A 16,614-nucleotide genomic window follows, 5' to 3' on the forward strand; every position below is an offset into this window, starting at 1 on the left:
GAGTTTCGAGGTAGGTACGTGTAGGTACCTGTCCAGGTACTTCGGCCCCATCCATGCAGCCTCGTGTGCAGTTCGATCGACCCCGCAGGGAAGAATTGTCGATTCCTCGGCGTTGCACAGACCAACAGCTGCTGCTTCACAGCGCACCGAACTATGGAAAGGACCCTCGTGGCCACCCAGACACTCACCCAGGCGAACTTCGACGAAACCATCAACGGCAGCGATGTCGTACTCGTGGACTTCTGGGCTTCGTGGTGCGGCCCATGCCGCCAGTTCGCTCCCACCTTCGAGGCTTCCGCGGACAAGCATGCCGACGTTGTCCATGCCAAGGTCGACACCGAGGCTGAGCAGGGTATCGCCGCAGCGGCGAACATCCGCTCCATCCCCACGATCATGGCTTTCCGTGAGGGCGTCCTCGTGTTCAACCAGGCCGGCGCTCTGCCCGCCCCCGCACTCGAGGATCTGATCACTCAGGTCAAGGCACTCGACATGGACGAGGTGCGCAAGCAGATCGCAGAACAGTCTGCTTCCGCCGAGTAACTGTCACAACAAGAATGGCGCAGGGAAATCGAATTCGATTGCCCTGCGCCATTTTTCATTGCACAGATCAGTGTGCGGCGCTGTCCCAACTGCGGCCGGTGCCGACCGAGACATCGAGCGGAACAGACAGTTCGATAGCGGTGGACATCTTGTCCTTGACCAGCGCTGTGACCTGCTCGAGTTCGGAAGCCACGACCTCGAGTACCAACTCGTCGTGAACCTGCAACAGCATCCGCGATTTGAGTCCAGCATCGGCAAGCGCCTTCTGGACGTTGATCATCGCGACCTTGATGATGTCGGCTGCCGTGCCCTGGATGGGCGCATTGAGCGCGGCGCGCTCGGCAACCTCGCGGCGCTGACGGTTGTCGCTGTTGAGATCGGGCAGGTAGCGACGACGGCCGTAGAGCGTCGAGGTGTAACCGTCCTTGCGCGCTTGCTCGACCACGGCGTGGAGGTAGTCACGTACGCCGCCGAATCGCGCGAAGTAGGCATCCATCTGCTGCTTTGCCTCTTCGGTCGATATCTTGAGCTGTGACGCCAAGCCGTAGGCACTGAGTCCGTAGGCGAGTCCGTACGACATTGCCTTGACCCGACGACGCAATTCCGGGATGACCTCCTCGATCGGCACGCCGAATGCGCGCGAACCGACAAAGCTGTGCAGGTCCTCACCGGTGTTGAATGCCTCGATGAGCCCTTCGTCGCCCGACACATGCGCCATGATTCGCATTTCGATCTGGCTGTAGTCGGCGGTCAGCAGCACGTCGAAGCCGTTGCCGACCACAAAACCGTCGCGGATCTCGCGTCCCGCTTGGTTGCGCACGGGGATGTTCTGCAAGTTCGGGTCGGTTGACGACAGGCGGCCGGTCGCAGCGACGGTCTGGTTGAACGTGGTGTGAATCCGCCCGTCTTCGGCGACTGACTTGAGCAGGCCGTCCACGGTGACTTTCATGCGTGTTGCGTCGCGGTGCGCAAGGAGGTGCTCGAGGAACGGGTGCCCGGTCTTGTCGAAGAGGCCCTGCAATGCCTCGGCGTCCGTTGTGTAACCCGTCTTGGTCTTCTTGGTCTTGGGCATGTCGAGGTCCTCGAAGAGCACAACCTGCAACTGCTTCGGGGAACCGAGATTGATCTGCTTGTCGATCACGGCGTACGCCGAGTTGGCGGCGTCGGATACCTCGGAGGCGAACCGACTCTGCAGATCGTGCAGGTGCGCGGTGTCGACTGCAATACCCGTTGCCTCGATCTGTGCGAGTTCGATCGTCAACGGCAACTCCATGTCGGAGAGCAGCGACGTCGACTCGATCGATTCGAGTTCGTTGTCGAGTGCCTGCGCAAGGTCGAGTACGGCCTGCGCACTGAGCATTGCGGTCTCTGCCGCCTCGGCGTCGAGCTGATCTGTGTCGTCGAGCAGCGAGAGCTGTTCCTGCCCTGATGATTCGGCGCGCAGTTCACGCTTGAGGTAACGGAGCGAGAGGTCGTCGAGGTTGAAGGACCGTTGACCGGGACGCACCAAATATGCCGCGAGTGCGGTGTCGCTGGTCAATCCGCCCAAGGTCCACCCGCGGCCACGTAGGGCATGGATTGCCCACTTGGCCTCGTGCACAGCCTTGGGCTCGGACACATCGGCCAGCCAATCACCGAGTGCTGCTTCGTCTTCCGCAGTGGCCGACGTGGTGGAAATGTAGGCGCACTCACCGTCGGACGCCGCGATGGCAAGTGCGCTCACGTCGCCGGCGAACGTGCTGCGGGTTCCGAGGACGGCAACGCCGTGACGGGATCCGGTGCGTGCGTGAGCGTCCAGCCACTCCGCAACTGCACCCGGCGCAAGTGCGTCGCCGCTGACCTCGAAGCCCTCTTCTGCTTCGGGCTCGGAGGACGACAATGTCGCAAACAGGCGATCGCGGAGAACCTTGAACTCGAGGTCGTCGAACAACGCGTGGATCTTCTCGCGATCCCACGGAGCCAGTACCAGTTGCTCGGGTGTGTACGGGAGCGGCACGTCCCGAATCATCTCGGTGAGCTGACGGTTGAGCAACACATTGGCGAGGTTTTCCCGCAACGAGTCGCCCACCTTGCCCCGGACCTTGTCGACGTTGTCGACCAAACCCTGCAGGTCTCCGTATTCACGAATCCACTTGGTAGCGGTCTTCTCCCCCACTCCCGGGATGCCGGGAAGGTTGTCACTCGGGTCGCCGCGCAGCGCCGCGAAATCCGGGTACTGGGCCGGCGACAGGCTGTATTTTTCCTCGACTGCGTCGGGTGTGAACCGGGTGAGTTCCGACACGCCCTTCTTCGGGTACAGCACCGTCACGTTCTCCGTGACCAGTTGCAGTGAGTCGCGGTCGCCCGTGACAACGAGTACGCGGTACCCGAGCGCTTCGGCTTGCGTCGTCAACGTGGCGATGACGTCGTCGGCTTCGAAGCCTTCCTCGGCCATGACCGGAATCCCCATCGCGCCGAGAACGTCCTTGGTGATGTCGATCTGCCCCTTGAACTCGTCCGGAGCCTTGGCGCGTTGCGCCTTGTACTCCGGAAACAGCTCCGCGCGGAACGTCTGACGGGAAACGTCGAACGCAGCGGCCAAGTGGGTGGGCTGTTCGTCACGGAGCAGATTGATCAGCATCGACGTGAAGCCGTACACCGCATTGGTGGTTTGACCACTTTGTGTCTTGAAGTTCTCCGCCGGCAACGCGTAGAAGGCACGAAATGCCAGAGAATGCCCGTCGAGAAGCATCAAAAGGGGACGATCGTCTGCCTTGCCGGACGTGCCGGTTGCGGCGGTGGACGTGCTGGACCGAGTCGTGGTTGCGGGGCTCACGGTTCATCAGTCTAGGGATTCGGACCGACACACATGCCGCCCACGGTCCTTTACGCAGTAACACGCCCGAAATCCGGTCAATCGCAGCTCTGCGAAGCTTCGATACGGAACCGAAACATGCCGGAAATCGCAGAACCCCGTCTGGAGCGAACAGAGCCGTTAGAGTCCGGAAATCGCAGCAACGGGCTGACACCTCGCTGGCTGCGCGGCAACCTTGTCCCGACCCGCTCGGAGGACGTACGTGGCCCCACCCGTAGTGAAACGGCATACCCTCGCCACATTGAGCCGAATCCTGGCCTTTGCCCTGCTCGTCATAATTGCTGTACTCACTTTCGCGGGAACCGCGTCGGCGCAGGAACCGACCACCACCCCCGAATCTCCGACCATCTCGACCGCACCTGCAGTACCGGACAATGCCGTTCCCGTCAGCGGCAACCTCAACAACGGGGGAACACGGCTTGAAGGCGTGACCGTTCGCGCCCTTGACTCGTCCGGCGCCGAAGTCGCTACCGGTGAATCCGCCCAGAACGGCCGTTGGGAATTGGCGGTCGCTCCGGGTGTCTACACATTCGAAATTGTTGCCGACACCCTTCCGGACGGGGTGAGCGTGCAGGCCACCGTCGAACGCGAAGTGATCGCCGGCCGCGCGAACACGGTGATCTTCTCGTTCGGCGAAGTGCGCACCGCATCCAATGTGAGCTTCGGTGAGAAACTCGTCAGAACAACCGTCGACGGTCTCCGCTTCGGACTCGTGATCGCCATCGCCGGTGTCGGATTGAGCCTGATCTACGGAACCACCGGGCTGACCAACTTCGCACACGGTGAGATGGTGACTCTAGGCGCCGTCGCCGCGTGGGCATTCAACACCTCGGTCGGAATCCCCTTGATACCGGCGACGCTGCTCGCGATCATCGTCGGCATCGGCATCGGCGTTCTGACCAACGGGGTTGTCTGGAAACCCCTGCGCAAACGCAAGACCGGATTGATCGCACAGTTGGTCGTCTCGATCGGACTTGCCATCGCCCTGCGCTACCTGATTCTGATCTTCTTCTCCGATCGCGCCGAACCCTTCGACGACTACCAAGGTCAGGTCGAGAAGAACTGGGGACCGATCGCGCTGACAGACGCCAATGCCGCTGTCATGGTCGTCAGTTTGATCGTGTTGGTCGGCGTGGCACTGCTTCTGCAGAAGACGCGCATCGGAAAGGCAATGCGCGCCGTTGCCGACAACCGCGACCTCGCCGCGTCGTCCGGTATCAACGTCGAACGCGTGATCATGTTCGTCTGGGGACTCGGCGGCGGATTGGCTGCCCTCGGCGGCGTCTTGTTCGGCATCTCCGAGCTCGGTGGACGCGTCCAGTGGGAGATGGGATTCAAACTCCTACTCCTGATGTTCGCGGGTATCACCCTCGGCGGACTCGGCACCGCCTACGGTGCACTTCTCGGGTGCGTCATAGTCGGCCTGCTGGTTCAGCTTTCGACGTTGATCATCAATCCCGACCTCAAATACATCGGCGGGCTTCTCGTCTTGATCGTGATTCTCGTGGTTCGCCCTCAGGGCATCCTCGGATCCAGACAACGGATCGGGTGAGTGGATATGGACATCATCGGAGCACTCCAAGTCTCCTTCGCCCAGTTCATCGGGCCGTCGGCGATCTTCTACGCGTTGTTGGCCATCGGCCTCAACTTGCACTTCGGTTATGCCGGCCTGCTGAACTTCGGCCAGATCGGTTTTGCCTTGCTCGGTGGGTACGGCGTCGGCATCATGACGGTGACATACGACCAACCGCTGTGGCTGGGAATCATCGTCGGACTGACCGCTGCGGGCCTTCTCGCATTGGTCCTCGGCATTCCGACTCTTCGCCTGCGCGCGGACTACCTCGCCATCGTCACCATTGCCGCCGCGGAGATCCTGCGACTGATCTTCCGGTCGACGGCATCGGACTCCGTCACCGGATCGACCAACGGACTCTTCAGCTTTGCCGAACCCTTCACCTCGTTGAGCCCGTTCGACTCTGCAAAGCAGTACTCGTTCCTCGGTGTGAAGTTCTACGGCGACGACCTGTGGTCGATGGTCGTGGGATGGACTCTCGTGCTGATTCTCTGCGGAATTGTGTATCTGCTCAGCCACAGTCCGTGGGGTCGTGTCCTCAAAGCAGTCCGCGAAGACGAGGACGCGGCACGGTCGTTGGGAAAGAACGTCTTCGTGTACAAGATGCAGGCATTGGTGATCGGCGGCGTGATCGGCGGTATGGCCGGAGTCTTCAACGCCCTGCAGACCAAATCCATCAACCCCGACTTCTACTCGACGGCCCAGACCTTCTTCGCATTCGGAGCGTTGATCCTGGGCGGTGCCGCAACCGTATTCGGCCCGGTCGTCGGAGCGATGCTGTTCTGGTTCCTCCTCGCCATCCCCGACGCGTTGCTGCGTCAGGCGATCTCGGGCGAGAACCCGCTCCTGTCTCTGACGGAGCAGCAGGTCGGCGCCACCCGATACGTGCTTCTGGGTTTGATGATTGCTCTCCTGATGGTGTTCCGGCCGCAGGGAATACTGGGTAACAAGCGGGAGGTGCAACTCAATGCTTGACGCCGAAACACGAGCACAGATCTTTGCCGACGTTCCCCACGTTCCGGGATCGGCCAAGCCCGACCCGGTGTTGGTGGCCGACAAGGTGTCACGGACGTTCGGCGGCCTCAAAGCCGTTGACGTCGACCATCTCGAAATCCAACGCGGGTGTATCACCGGGCTGATCGGGCCGAACGGCGCCGGAAAGACCACCCTGTTCAACCTTCTCACCGGCTTCGATCGTCCGGACACGGGAACCTGGTCGATGGACGGTCAGTCATTGGGGCGCATGTATCCCCATCAGGTGGCGCGTAAAGGCGTGGTCCGCACGTTCCAGCTGACCAAGGCGCTGTCGAAACTGACAGTGCTCGACAATGTTCGGCTCGGAGCCACCGGGCAACGCGGCGAACGAATCTTCACGTCGCTGCTGCCCTGGACCTGGAAGGCGCAGGAACGGGAGATCACCGAGCGCGCCCACGAACTGCTGGGACGATTCAAGCTCGACACCAAAGCCGACGACCTTGCCGGTTCACTGTCAGGCGGTCAGCGCAAACTCCTCGAAATGGCACGGGCACTCATGACGGAACCATCCGTCGTGATGCTCGACGAACCCATGGCAGGCGTCAATCCCGCCCTGACACAGAGCTTGCTGGGCCACATCAAATCGCTGCGAGACGAGGGTATGACGGTCGTCTTCGTCGAACACGACATGGACGTGATCCGCGACATCAGCGACTGGGTGGTCGTCATGGCTCAAGGCAGCGTCATCGCGGAGTCGACGCCGGACGAACTCTCGTCGAACACCGCCGTCGTCGACGCCTATCTGGGTAGCCATCACGATCAGGCTCTCGAGTTCGACGACGACGGTAATCCGGTGGGCGACACCGCGGTTCTGGCGGCCGCTCTGGCCGAAGCCGAAGTCGAGACGCTCGAAGCGGGCGGCGATCTGTCGGAGCCGGATCTGGGTAACCTACCGGCCGAGGTGGTCGAGGTTCTCGAATCCAGTCCGGATGAATCGCGGGGAAGGCACGAGAAGCCATGAGCGAGAACGAAGCACGATCACTCACTCCCGCGGAATTCGCCGCAACTGCCGAGGAACACGCTCGACTGTCGGCGGGCGCACTGCTTCGCGCCGACGGCGTCGTGGCCGGCTACATTCCCGGCGTCAACATCCTGCGTGAATGCAACTTCTTCCTGAAGGAAGGTGAAATCGTCGGCATCATCGGGCCGAACGGCGCCGGCAAGTCGACGCTGCTCAAATCACTGTTCGGGCTTATCCCCGTCCGCGAAGGTTCGGTCACTCTCCGGGAGGACAACATCACGTCCGCCCCCGCTCACGTACTCGTCCAGAAGGGAGTGGGATACGTTCCCCAAACTCAGAACGTCTTCCAAACCTTGACCATCGAAGAGAATCTGGAAATGGGAATCTATCTGCGCCCCAAGGCCTTCGCCGAACGATTTGCTTTTGTCAGTGAACTGTTCCCGCTGCTGAGCGAACGCCGAAAGGTCAAGGCAGGCGCACTCTCCGGCGGCGAACGTCAGATGGTCGCGATGGGCCGGGCTCTGATGATGGATCCTTCGGTCCTTCTCCTCGACGAGCCGTCCGCCGGGCTGTCACCGATGTTCCAGGACGAGGTGTTCATTCGCTGCAAGAAGATCAATGCAGCCGGTGTATCGGTGATCATGGTCGAGCAGAATGCGCGACGATGCCTCCAGATCTGCGATCGCGGGTATGTGCTGGATCAGGGCAAGAACGCGTACACCGACACCGGAGCCAATCTCATGAACGACCCCAAAGTCATCGAGTTGTACCTCGGAACGCTGGCCGGCAGCAAAGAGAAGTAACCACGGCACAAAGGTGGGCCAAGGTCTTCGCGACCTTGGCCCACCTTTGTGTTCTGAACTGCTACTTACCGACGACCACAAATCCTTCGGTGGTCAGCGTGTTCGTAGGCCCGAACACCAACTTGCCGTACGAACCGATGGACGGCTCGCCCGAGTCGTTGAAGTCGAGTTCACCGGTGATGCCGTCGTAATCGATGTCGGTTCCCGCCTTCACCAGCGGCAGGCATTCCGCGTACGACGTGCACTTGGTGCCGCCCTCGGTGACGCTGTTGATGTTGGCGGCGATATCGACGCCTGCCGTCGACTTCGCCTGCTCAGCTGCGAGCGCCGAAATCACCACGGCGTCGTACGACTCACCCGCGTAGTTGAAGTCGATCAATGCGCTGTTGACAGCCTTCAATCGATCCTGGAACGCGGCTCCCACATCGGTCAACGGCGTGGTGCCCTGCATAGTGTCGAGCAGCGGCGTCGCAACGGCTTCACCGAGCGCGTTACCCATGTTGCCGTCGACGCCGTACAGCGCCATACCGTCGGACGGTCCGATACCCACCTCGTGCATACGGGTGATGATCTTCGCCGATTCCTCGAAGCCCACCAACGCCACTGCATCCGGATTGAAGTTCTTGATCTGATCAACCTCGGAGTTGAAAGACTGTGCGTTGGGGTCGTAGATGATCTTCTCGACCTGATCCGACGGAATACCCGAGTCGATCAAATTCTTCTGGATGTTGTCGGCGAGACCCGTGCCGTAGGGATCGTTCATAGCCAGGATGGCTACTCGCTGTCCACCGTCGTCTGAAATGAGCTGTGCGACAGCTTGAGCCTGCAGTACGTCCGTGGGAGCGGTGCGGAAGTACATGCCCTTGTCGGGGTAGCAGACAAACTGGTCGGAGGTATTGGCTGGGGAGAACATGACGACGCCCGCACTTGCGATCTTGTCGATCACCTTCAGTGACACGGACGACGACGCCGCGCCGACAATCACCTGGGTGCCTGCCGCCAATTCACGGTCGACGGTGGTGTTGGCCGTGTCCGTCGTCGTATCGCCGGAATCGCCGGGGATCAACTGGACGGGTGCTCCGAGCACACCGCCCGCCGCGTTGACGTCGTTGACACCGAGCTGCGTACCCGCAACCATCGGCGGGCCCAGGAACGACAGACTTCCCGTGTCGGGCAACAAGGTTCCGATGCGCAGAGGTTCTGTGGATGGAGTAGCGCCCGCCGTGGCCTGCTGCGGCGTGCAATCCGTCGAGACGGTTGTTGCCGCTGCGGAACCGGACGTGGTGGTGCCCGATGACGAACTGTCGGAGTCGTCCGAGCTACAGCCTGCCAATGCTAACGCTGCAACGCCGAGAACTGCGGCAGTGCGCACAAGTGTTCGTCTAGCCATCCCACGCTCCTTAGATCAGCCGGTGCTCGCGTCAACGAAACGACGCTCGCTGTGGGAAAAGACGCTAGACCCCGAAACCGTATCGCGATCCGACAAGAAAGCCCTGTGACCTGACTGTTACCTGAGGGCCTCGACAATTTACACAACCGTGCCGAATGCGCGGTTTGATGTGCGGTGCGGAACGGGTCGCGCCCGATTCAAGCGTTCGGTTCACCGCCCAGGGTTTCGATCACGACCAGCGCGACGGCCTTCATCGTGGAGCGGCGATCCATGGCGGCGCGCTGGATCCATTTGAACGCCTCCGGTTCGGTGAGCGCCTGACGCACCATCAACACACTTTTGGCCCGCTCGATCAGCTTGCGCGCCTCCAAGCGGTCGGAGAGATCCGCCACTTCGCGTTCCAGCGCAGTGACCTCACGGAATCTGCTGACGGCCAATTCAACAGCCGGGACAAGATCGGAAATCGAGAAAGGTTTGACCAAATACGCCATGGCGCCCGCATCTCGCGCTCGCTCAACCAATTCACGCTGACTGAACGCTGTGAGAATGACCACAGGAGCAATTCGCTTGGCCGCGATCTCCGATGCTGCGTCAATACCGTCGCGCCTGGGCATTTTCACGTCCATGATCACAAGATCAGGCTTGAGTTCCTCCGCAAGTTCGACTGCAACCTGACCGTCGCCGGCCTCGCCGACAACGTCGTAACCCTCTTCGCGGAGCATCTCGACCAGATCCATACGGATCAGCGCTTCGTCCTCGGCAACAACCACACGACGCGATTTGCTCTGATTGCCTTGCAGCTCTAGCGAATTCATGGCCACCACCCTCCTCGATCGAACCGCCCCGACACGAGACGCGAACATTTAGAGGGTACCGGTGTTTGACATTCGAAACGCATCTTCTAATGTAGTCATCGCAACAAGCCCTCGTATCCCAATTGGCAGAGGAAACGGATTCAAAACCCGTCCAGTGTGAGTTCGAGTCTCACCGAGGGCACCACGCATGTGGATGTTGCGGACAGTCGGAAATCACCGGCCGTACGCGACATTCGCAGAAACAGATATTCAGGATCCGAGATATTCGCAATCCGAGTATGGGTCACTCGCAGAGCCGATAAGTTTTTCTCATGCGGCACCGATATTTTGTTGCGTGGTCCGGAGCACTTCTTACTGTCGCCATTCTGACCGGGTGCCAAAGCCAGTCCGAATCTCCGAGACCGGATTCCGACTCCACATCGCGTCCGTCGCACTCAGCAGTCGACGGCTCAGTTGCTCAGACCGGTACGATGAGAATCGGAAGTCCTCCGCTGAATGTGCCACCCAGTGTTGTTGTTCCCGGAACTGAAACAAACTCACCGCTACCTCTCGCCGAGGTAACCGACGTCGCCATCGAGCACCTTCACGACCGTTCGCGGGTGACGTATCACCTGAGTGGAACCGGCACTGTGACATGGAAAGTCGAGTATGTCAGCGAAGCGATTCGCGGCGGCGACAATCACGTGGTCGACGTGAACGGCTCGGCCATCCTTCAAGTCGATATCATGGGAGTTACTGCGCGACAACAATTTCCACCAATCGAAACGTATGGCGGCACCATCGCGGGTGTCGAGACCGCACTGGTAAGCCGTGAGATCGTTCAATCTTTTGTCGGCACTGCCGCAGGGCACCCCGAGTTCCAGGTGATCGGAACGGAATCGCCTGGTCACATTGTTGTCGACGTCTTCTACGCGCCGGCCTGAATACTCGGCACTCCTCACATTTCGGCGCTGACGTCCATCAACTCATTCAGGTAACGTTCGGCGCCCTCTCGGCCGAACCCTGTTAGCGTCAAATTTCGTCCGATTAGTCTGCTTTTCTCGATCGAGAGGACTCTCATGCCGCACGCAGCGCACGAGAACATCAACGTAGATCCGAAGCTCGCCGACCTGTACAAGGACCTCCACAGCCATCCCGAACTCGGTTTCCAGGAACATCGCACCGCTGAAATAGTGGCGACGCGCCTGACCGCACTCGGCTTCGACGTCACCACCGGAATTGGGAAGACAGGAGTAGTCGGTGTCCTGAAGAACGGACCGGGACCAACCGCGCTCCTGCGTGCCGACATGGACGCACTCCCGGTCAAGGAAGACACCGGACTGGATTACGCCAGCACTGCCACCGCGACCGACCAGAACGGGAAAACCGTTCCGGTGGCTCACGCCTGCGGCCACGACCTCCACACCACATGCCTGTTGGGTGCCGCCCAGATCCTCTCCACAGACACCGCCAGTTGGTCCGGCACCCTCCTACTCGTCTTCCAACCCGCCGAAGAACTCGGGGCCGGTTCCCAAGCCATGGTCGACGACGGATTGTTCGACAAGATCCCGAAACCCGACGTTGTTCTGGGACAACACGTAGCTCCGTTGCCTGCCGGAAAGATCGCCGGCCACGCAGGCCCGTCGTACGCGGGTTCCGACTCGCTGCGCGTGCGGCTCGTCGGCAAAGGCGCACACGGGTCCATGCCCGAAAACTCCGTCGATCCGGTGGTGATGGCAGCAGAGACCGTTCTGCGACTGCAGACAATCATCTCCCGCGAGGTCCCGAGCACGGCGATCGCAGTGCTCACCGTTGGGTCCATCCACGCCGGCGACGCAGCCAATGTCATTCCCGGCGAAGCCGAACTGCAGTTGAACATCCGAAGCTACGACGCTGCCGTCCGAGAGCGCATTCTGAGCAGTGTGGACCGGATCGTGCGGGGCGAAGCCACAACTGCCGGTGCCCCGGAAGAGCCCACCATCACCGAGATCGAACGCTTCCCGATCGTCGTGAACGATCCTGCCGCTCTGGGCAAAACCCTCGATGCGTTTGCTGACTGGTTGGGCGAGGACAACATCCTCGATCCGGGGGCCGGAGCGGGCAGCGAGGATGTCGGCATCCTCGCGACGAGTTCGGGCGCACAGCTGTCGTACTGGCTGCTCGGTGGCACCGACCCTTCGCTGTTCACGACGGGCGACATGACCGACCCGGCCCTACGGACCGTGCCGTCGAACCACTCCCCGCACTACGCGCCCGTTATCGAACCGACACTGACCATCGGAGTTTCCGCCCTCGTCACGGCAACGAGGACGTGGTTGCCGTCGGCCTGATCGAACGGCCACCGCCTAACGCGTCCACTGCTTCGCGTCCGCGACGCAGAACCGCCCGGGCCTTGTCACGCAGATTTCTCGAGCGGCTGACCAACGATCCTGATTCCCAGGTTTCGATTGCGCGAACAATGGCCCGCGCACCGATTCTGCCCGACTGCACACCGGTGATGGTCACTACCGGTGTGCGGTTGTTGGCCCACACCAATTTCAAGTCGGTGGGACCGATTCCCATGTCGAGCACGTCGACGGCAAGTTCTTTGCGCTGCGCGACAAGCCATTCCATCATTTGATGTCCAGGTTGAGTGTGGGCGCATTCAGGACGGTAATGCGTGACCCATCCTTCGAGCCGATTGCCGGTCCGAACGGAAACATCGTGCGCACACCACACTCCGTCGATGACCAACCCGAGAATGACGAGGCGTCCGAGTTCGGCTTCCGCGCGGAGGAAGCGATAGACGAATTGCTCGTTCGGCGGTGCCAGGAAGTTGACGCGGTCGCGGCCCGACGTTCCGATGGCAGCGACCACGCACAGATCGGACCATCGCCGATCCACATCGGCTGGGGTCGTCAACTGCTCGAATTCCAGTGAAGACCCGGATCGGGTGAGTGCCGTCCGATAGGAACGCAGCCGCTTCAACGAACGGGCGCTGCGAATGTCTGCGGGGACAGTTCCTTTCGGCACATCGACCGAGAGATGTGTATCGCGAACTCGCACAACGCAGTTCCATCGCGGATCGTCCAACAAGGCGCTGACTGCAACGTCCGAGCCAACGACAAGATCGGCGTGCAGCACCAATCCACGGTCTGCGACCGCTCGCCAGAGTGCCCGAGCGGCATCGGCGTCGTCTGCCAGAATCTCGCCGATCACACCGCGCCCATGCCCGAGAAGGCGAACCACCTCGACAGTCAGCATCCGGCGAACCGCAAAGGGTGCCAGCGCTACCATCTCGGATCCTCGGTACACCGCGACCAGCAGGAAGGATCCATTGCCGTCAGTGTTGTGAGCGCCTACCGCATACAGAAACCGCGACGACATTCGAGTTCCGGCGCGGGCAGCCAAGCGCTCCCAGTCCGCGCGGATTGTCTCCGGGTTGTCGTAGTAGCGCACAGTATGGCCAAATACGCGGGCCGCGTCGTCGCTAGTGGCGCGGTTCGCCCGGGACACCTTCGTTACGACCATGACTCGAACTTACCATTGCATTACCAAGTGTTCACCAGAACTAGCACTTTCGTCAGATCCTGAACGAACAAACCGAGAATCAGCAGTCCAAACGGTATGACAAACCAACGGAAACGGAGAATAGACGATAACCAAACAATTGCCTTTGTCCTCGGTTGCCGTCATAGACAGAGAAGTGCAGATCGCCACGAGGACATCGAAATGAACACATTACAACGATCTGACCTGCAGTTATTCCGTCCGGGCCACAAAAATGGCACGATAGTGGCAACCGCACGGGCACCAACGTTGGAGGCACCGATGGACAACGGCACAATCAACCTGACGTACGACGGTCGGGTGTCTCTGAACTTCCGGCTCGCCGTTCCACACTCGCCGGACAAAGTATGGAAGGTCATCACTCAGCGCGAATTCCTCGACACCTGGTTTCCCGCCGACGTCGATTTCAATCTCACCCCAGGCGCAGATCTCCTGTTCAAAGTCACGCCACAGCAGGTCGAGCGATACGGATTGCCCGCAGATCACAGCACGCACGGAACTGTCATCAGTGTCCACCCGCACCACATATTCGAGTACCTGTGGGACGCAGACACATTGCACTGGGAACTACACCCTGACGGCACCGGAGGGTGCTGGCTGACCCTCACCCACACAATGGAGGACGAGGACTCCGCATACGCACACGCAGCGGGCTGGCACGCGGGCCTGGAAGTGGTTGCGGCACAACTCGACGGCCGTGAAGTCGACTGGTCTCCCTGGGATCGCGCCGACGAACTCGCCTCGCAGTACCGCAAATCAGCCTGACTAGTCTCCCCTGCGCGGGAAGTGCCTGATGACGCCTTCCTGCACAACCGTCGCCATCAGCATGCCCTCGATGGAGAAGTATCGCCCGGTTGCCAGTCCCCGAGAACCCGCGGCAACGGGCGATTCTGTCGCGTACAGAACCCAGTCGTCGAACCGGAACGGCCTGTGAAACCAGATCGAATGATTCACGGTCGCTGCAACAATTCGATCGTGCCCCCACGACAATCCATGGGTGGTCAGGATGGAATCCAGCACGGTCGTATCCGACGAGTAGGCCAACACTGCAGCATGGATCAGCGGATCGTCCGGCAGTGCGCCGTCCGGTCGCATCCACACGCGATTGTGGGTGAGCTTCTCCCCCGTGCCTTTCAGGATCCACGCCGGATCGTTGGCGTACCGCATGTCGATCGGTTTGAGTGCGCCCACGAAGTGCGGAAGCGTCGCCTCGTAGCCGGACAGTCGATCACCTAAGGGCGGCAACGACTCCGGTAACGGAACATCCGGAATCTCGACGGCATGTTCGAGCCCCGTGCCGGAATCCTGGAATGCTGCCAGCATCACGAACAGCTCGTTGTCGCCTTGATACGCGGTGACCTGACGGTTCGCGAACGCCCGGCCGTCACGATGCCGTTCGACGCGATAGTCGATAGGCGCCTTGACATCTCCGCCGCGAATGAAGTGACCGTTGATGGCATGAATCGGCCGGTCACCGTCGACGGTACGGCCAGCGGCCATCAGTGCCTGAGACACCAATTGGCCGCCGAACGTCCGTGAACTTACCTGTGCCGGGTGATGGCCGCGGAACGCGTCGTCTCCGATAGGTTCGAGATCGAGCAGACCGAGAAGCGCATCCAGGTCTGTCGGCGCGTCCGCATCGTTCACGCTAGTGGAGCTCTTCGCCGATGCGATGAACGTGAATCAGGTTGGTGGAGCCCACGGTTCCCGGAGGCGAACCGGCAACGATGACAACGAGGTCACCCTTCGCGTAGCGCCCCAGCGAGAGCAAGGCACTGTCGACCTGACGCACCATTTCATCGGTGGTGGACACCGAGTCGACGAGGAATGTCTCGGTTCCCCAGGTCAGTGACAGTTGGCTGCGCACCTCGGGCAACGGAGTGAAGGCCAGCAGCGGCAACGGCGTGTGCAGACGCGCCAACCTGCGCACGGTGTCGCCGGACTGGGTGAAGGCAACCAGGGCCTTGGCGTCGAGACGCTCACCGATATCGCGTGCGGCGTAGGAGATCACGCCTCGCTTGGTGCGCGGGACGTGAGTGAGCGGAGGAACCCGAGTGGATTCGGTTTCGACTGCTTCGACGATGCGTGCCATGGTGCGGACGGTTTCCATGACGTACTTACCGACTGATGTCTCACCGGAAAGCATGACTGCGTCGGCGCCGTCGAGCACAGCGTTGGCGACGTCGGAAGCCTCAGCGCGAGTGGGGCGTGAGTTCTCGATCATCGACTCGAGCATCTGCGTTGCCACGATGACGGGCTTCGCGTTTTCACGAGCAATCTGGATGGCGCGCTTCTGTACGAGCGGAACCTGTTCGAGGGGCAACTCCACGCCGAGGTCGCCACGGGCAACCATCACGGCGTCGAATGCCAACACAATGGCCTCGAGATTGTCGATTGCTTCCGGCTTCTCGAGCTTCGCGATGACGGGAACGCGGCGACCGACTCGGTCCATGATGGCGTGAACCAGTTCGACGTCCGCAGGCGAACGAACGAATGACAGCGCGATGAAGTCGACACCCAACTTGAGGGCAAATTCCAGATCGGCGATGTCCTTGCCCGACAATGCCGGAACGGACACATTCATTCCGGGAAGCGAAAGCCCCTTGTTATTGCTGACCGGTCCACCTTCGGTGACCGTGCACACGACGTCGCTACCTTCGACCGCAGTGACGACAAGACCGACCTTGCCGTCGTCGACCAGCAGTCGATCGCCCGGCTTGGCATCGCGCGCGAGTTCCTTGTACGTGGTTCCGACGCGGTCGTGAGTACCCTCGACGTCGTCGACGGTGATGCGAACCTCTTCACCGTTTTCCCAGACCGTCCGCTCGTCCTTGAATCGACCGAGGCGGATCTTCGGGCCTTGCAGGTCGGCGAGAACGCCGACGGCCTTGCCGGTCGCGTCGGATGCTGCGCGGACGCGGATGTAATTCTCTTCGTGATCGGCATGGTCGCCGTGGCTGAAGTTGAGCCGGGCCACGTCCATGCCGCTCTCCACGAGCTCACGGATGCGGTCACCGGTAGCTGTTGCGGGTCCCAGGGTGCATACAATTTTTGTCCGTCGGTTCACGGCTCGAGCCTAGTCGCTCGCAGTGCGCACTTCTATCCGGCGCGTCCG

14 protein-coding genes and 1 tRNA gene are annotated in these 16,614 nt (G+C 61.0%); 9 read left to right on the plus strand and 6 right to left on the minus strand.

Translation table 11 applies throughout. The features are described from left to right. Positions 1–168 precede the first annotated feature (168 nt). Complete coding sequence (trxA, locus tag FFI94_RS17190) at positions 169–540, plus strand: thioredoxin (RefSeq protein WP_138868905.1); 372 nt, start codon at positions 169–171, stop codon at positions 538–540. Between the two features lie 67 nt (positions 541–607). Here the strand turns inward: trxA and polA are convergent, their stop codons facing one another. Next, complete coding sequence (gene polA / locus FFI94_RS17195; RefSeq protein WP_138868906.1) at positions 608–3,355, minus strand: DNA polymerase I; 2,748 nt, start codon at positions 3,353–3,355, stop codon at positions 608–610. 280 nt (positions 3,356–3,635) lie between these two features. Here polA and FFI94_RS17200 point away from each other — a divergent pair, with 280 nt between their 5' ends. The 4 genes from FFI94_RS17200 to FFI94_RS17215 are packed head-to-tail and all read left to right on the plus strand — an operon-like array spanning position 3,636 to position 7,766. After that, positions 3,636–4,946 carry a branched-chain amino acid ABC transporter permease gene (locus FFI94_RS17200; protein ID WP_397495451.1) on the plus strand — a complete coding sequence of 437 codons (1,311 nt, stop codon included), beginning with the start codon at positions 3,636–3,638 and terminating at the stop codon, positions 4,944–4,946. A 6-nt stretch (positions 4,947–4,952) separates the two neighbouring features. After that, on the plus strand, positions 4,953–5,942 hold the full coding sequence (locus tag FFI94_RS17205; protein ID WP_092800315.1) for a branched-chain amino acid ABC transporter permease: 990 nt from the start codon (positions 4,953–4,955) through the stop codon (positions 5,940–5,942). Next, a complete protein-coding gene (locus FFI94_RS17210) occupies positions 5,935–6,963 on the plus strand; it encodes an ABC transporter ATP-binding protein (RefSeq protein WP_138868907.1) in 1,029 nt (342 codons plus the stop codon). The genes FFI94_RS17205 and FFI94_RS17210 overlap by 8 nt, the downstream gene beginning before the upstream one ends. After that, positions 6,960–7,766 (plus strand): ABC transporter ATP-binding protein, encoded by an 807-nt coding sequence (locus FFI94_RS17215; protein ID WP_138868908.1) that lies wholly within the window; start codon positions 6,960–6,962, stop codon positions 7,764–7,766. The genes FFI94_RS17210 and FFI94_RS17215 overlap by 4 nt, the downstream gene beginning before the upstream one ends. A 61-nt stretch (positions 7,767–7,827) precedes the next feature. On the opposite strand, the gene FFI94_RS17220 is transcribed toward FFI94_RS17215, so the two are convergent. Together FFI94_RS17220 and FFI94_RS17225 are read right to left on the minus strand one after the other, a co-directional pair. Beyond that, positions 7,828–9,156 carry an ABC transporter substrate-binding protein gene (locus FFI94_RS17220; protein WP_138868909.1) on the minus strand — a complete coding sequence of 443 codons (1,329 nt, stop codon included), beginning with the start codon at positions 9,154–9,156 and terminating at the stop codon, positions 7,828–7,830. A 197-nt stretch (positions 9,157–9,353) separates the two neighbouring features. Further along, positions 9,354–9,971: an ANTAR domain-containing response regulator gene (locus tag FFI94_RS17225; RefSeq protein WP_138868910.1), complete on the minus strand. Its 618-nt coding sequence runs from the start codon at positions 9,969–9,971 to the stop codon at positions 9,354–9,356. A 107-nt stretch (positions 9,972–10,078) separates the two neighbouring features. Here FFI94_RS17225 and FFI94_RS17230 point away from each other — a divergent pair. From FFI94_RS17230 to FFI94_RS17240, 3 genes are all read left to right on the plus strand, one after another. Continuing rightward, positions 10,079–10,155, plus strand: a tRNA-Leu gene (locus FFI94_RS17230). A 286-nt stretch (positions 10,156–10,441) separates the two neighbouring features. Beyond that, the gene (locus FFI94_RS17235; protein ID WP_138868911.1) at positions 10,442–10,894 is read left to right on the plus strand and encodes a hypothetical protein; all 453 of its coding nucleotides are present in this window, start codon (positions 10,442–10,444) and stop codon (positions 10,892–10,894) included. Positions 10,895–11,029: 135 nt separating this feature from the next. Then, positions 11,030–12,280, plus strand: a complete 1,251-nt coding sequence (locus FFI94_RS17240) for an amidohydrolase (RefSeq protein ID WP_138868912.1) — start codon at positions 11,030–11,032, stop codon at positions 12,278–12,280. On the opposite strand, the gene FFI94_RS17245 is transcribed toward FFI94_RS17240, so the two are convergent. Beyond that, positions 12,246–13,460, minus strand: a complete 1,215-nt coding sequence (locus FFI94_RS17245) for a GNAT family N-acetyltransferase (protein WP_138868913.1) — start codon at positions 13,458–13,460, stop codon at positions 12,246–12,248. The genes FFI94_RS17240 and FFI94_RS17245 overlap by 35 nt on opposite strands. 300 nt (positions 13,461–13,760) lie before the next feature. Between FFI94_RS17245 and FFI94_RS17250 the strand changes: the two genes are divergently transcribed. After that, the gene (locus tag FFI94_RS17250) at positions 13,761–14,264 is read left to right on the plus strand and encodes an SRPBCC domain-containing protein (protein ID WP_138868914.1); all 504 of its coding nucleotides are present in this window, start codon (positions 13,761–13,763) and stop codon (positions 14,262–14,264) included. Here the strand turns inward: FFI94_RS17250 and FFI94_RS17255 are convergent, their stop codons facing one another. Together FFI94_RS17255 and pyk are read right to left on the minus strand one after the other, a co-directional pair. Beyond that, positions 14,265–15,146 carry an acyl-CoA thioesterase II gene (locus FFI94_RS17255; protein WP_138868915.1) on the minus strand — a complete coding sequence of 294 codons (882 nt, stop codon included), beginning with the start codon at positions 15,144–15,146 and terminating at the stop codon, positions 14,265–14,267. Position 15,147: 1 nt separating this feature from the next. After that, entirely contained in the window at positions 15,148–16,566 is a 1,419-nt protein-coding gene (pyk, locus tag FFI94_RS17260; protein WP_138868916.1) for a pyruvate kinase, read from the minus strand. Positions 16,567–16,614 lie beyond the last annotated feature (48 nt).

The sequence above is a fragment of the Rhodococcus sp. KBS0724 genome (assembly GCF_005938745.2).
In the GTDB taxonomy this organism is placed as follows: domain Bacteria; phylum Actinomycetota; class Actinomycetes; order Mycobacteriales; family Mycobacteriaceae; genus Rhodococcus_F.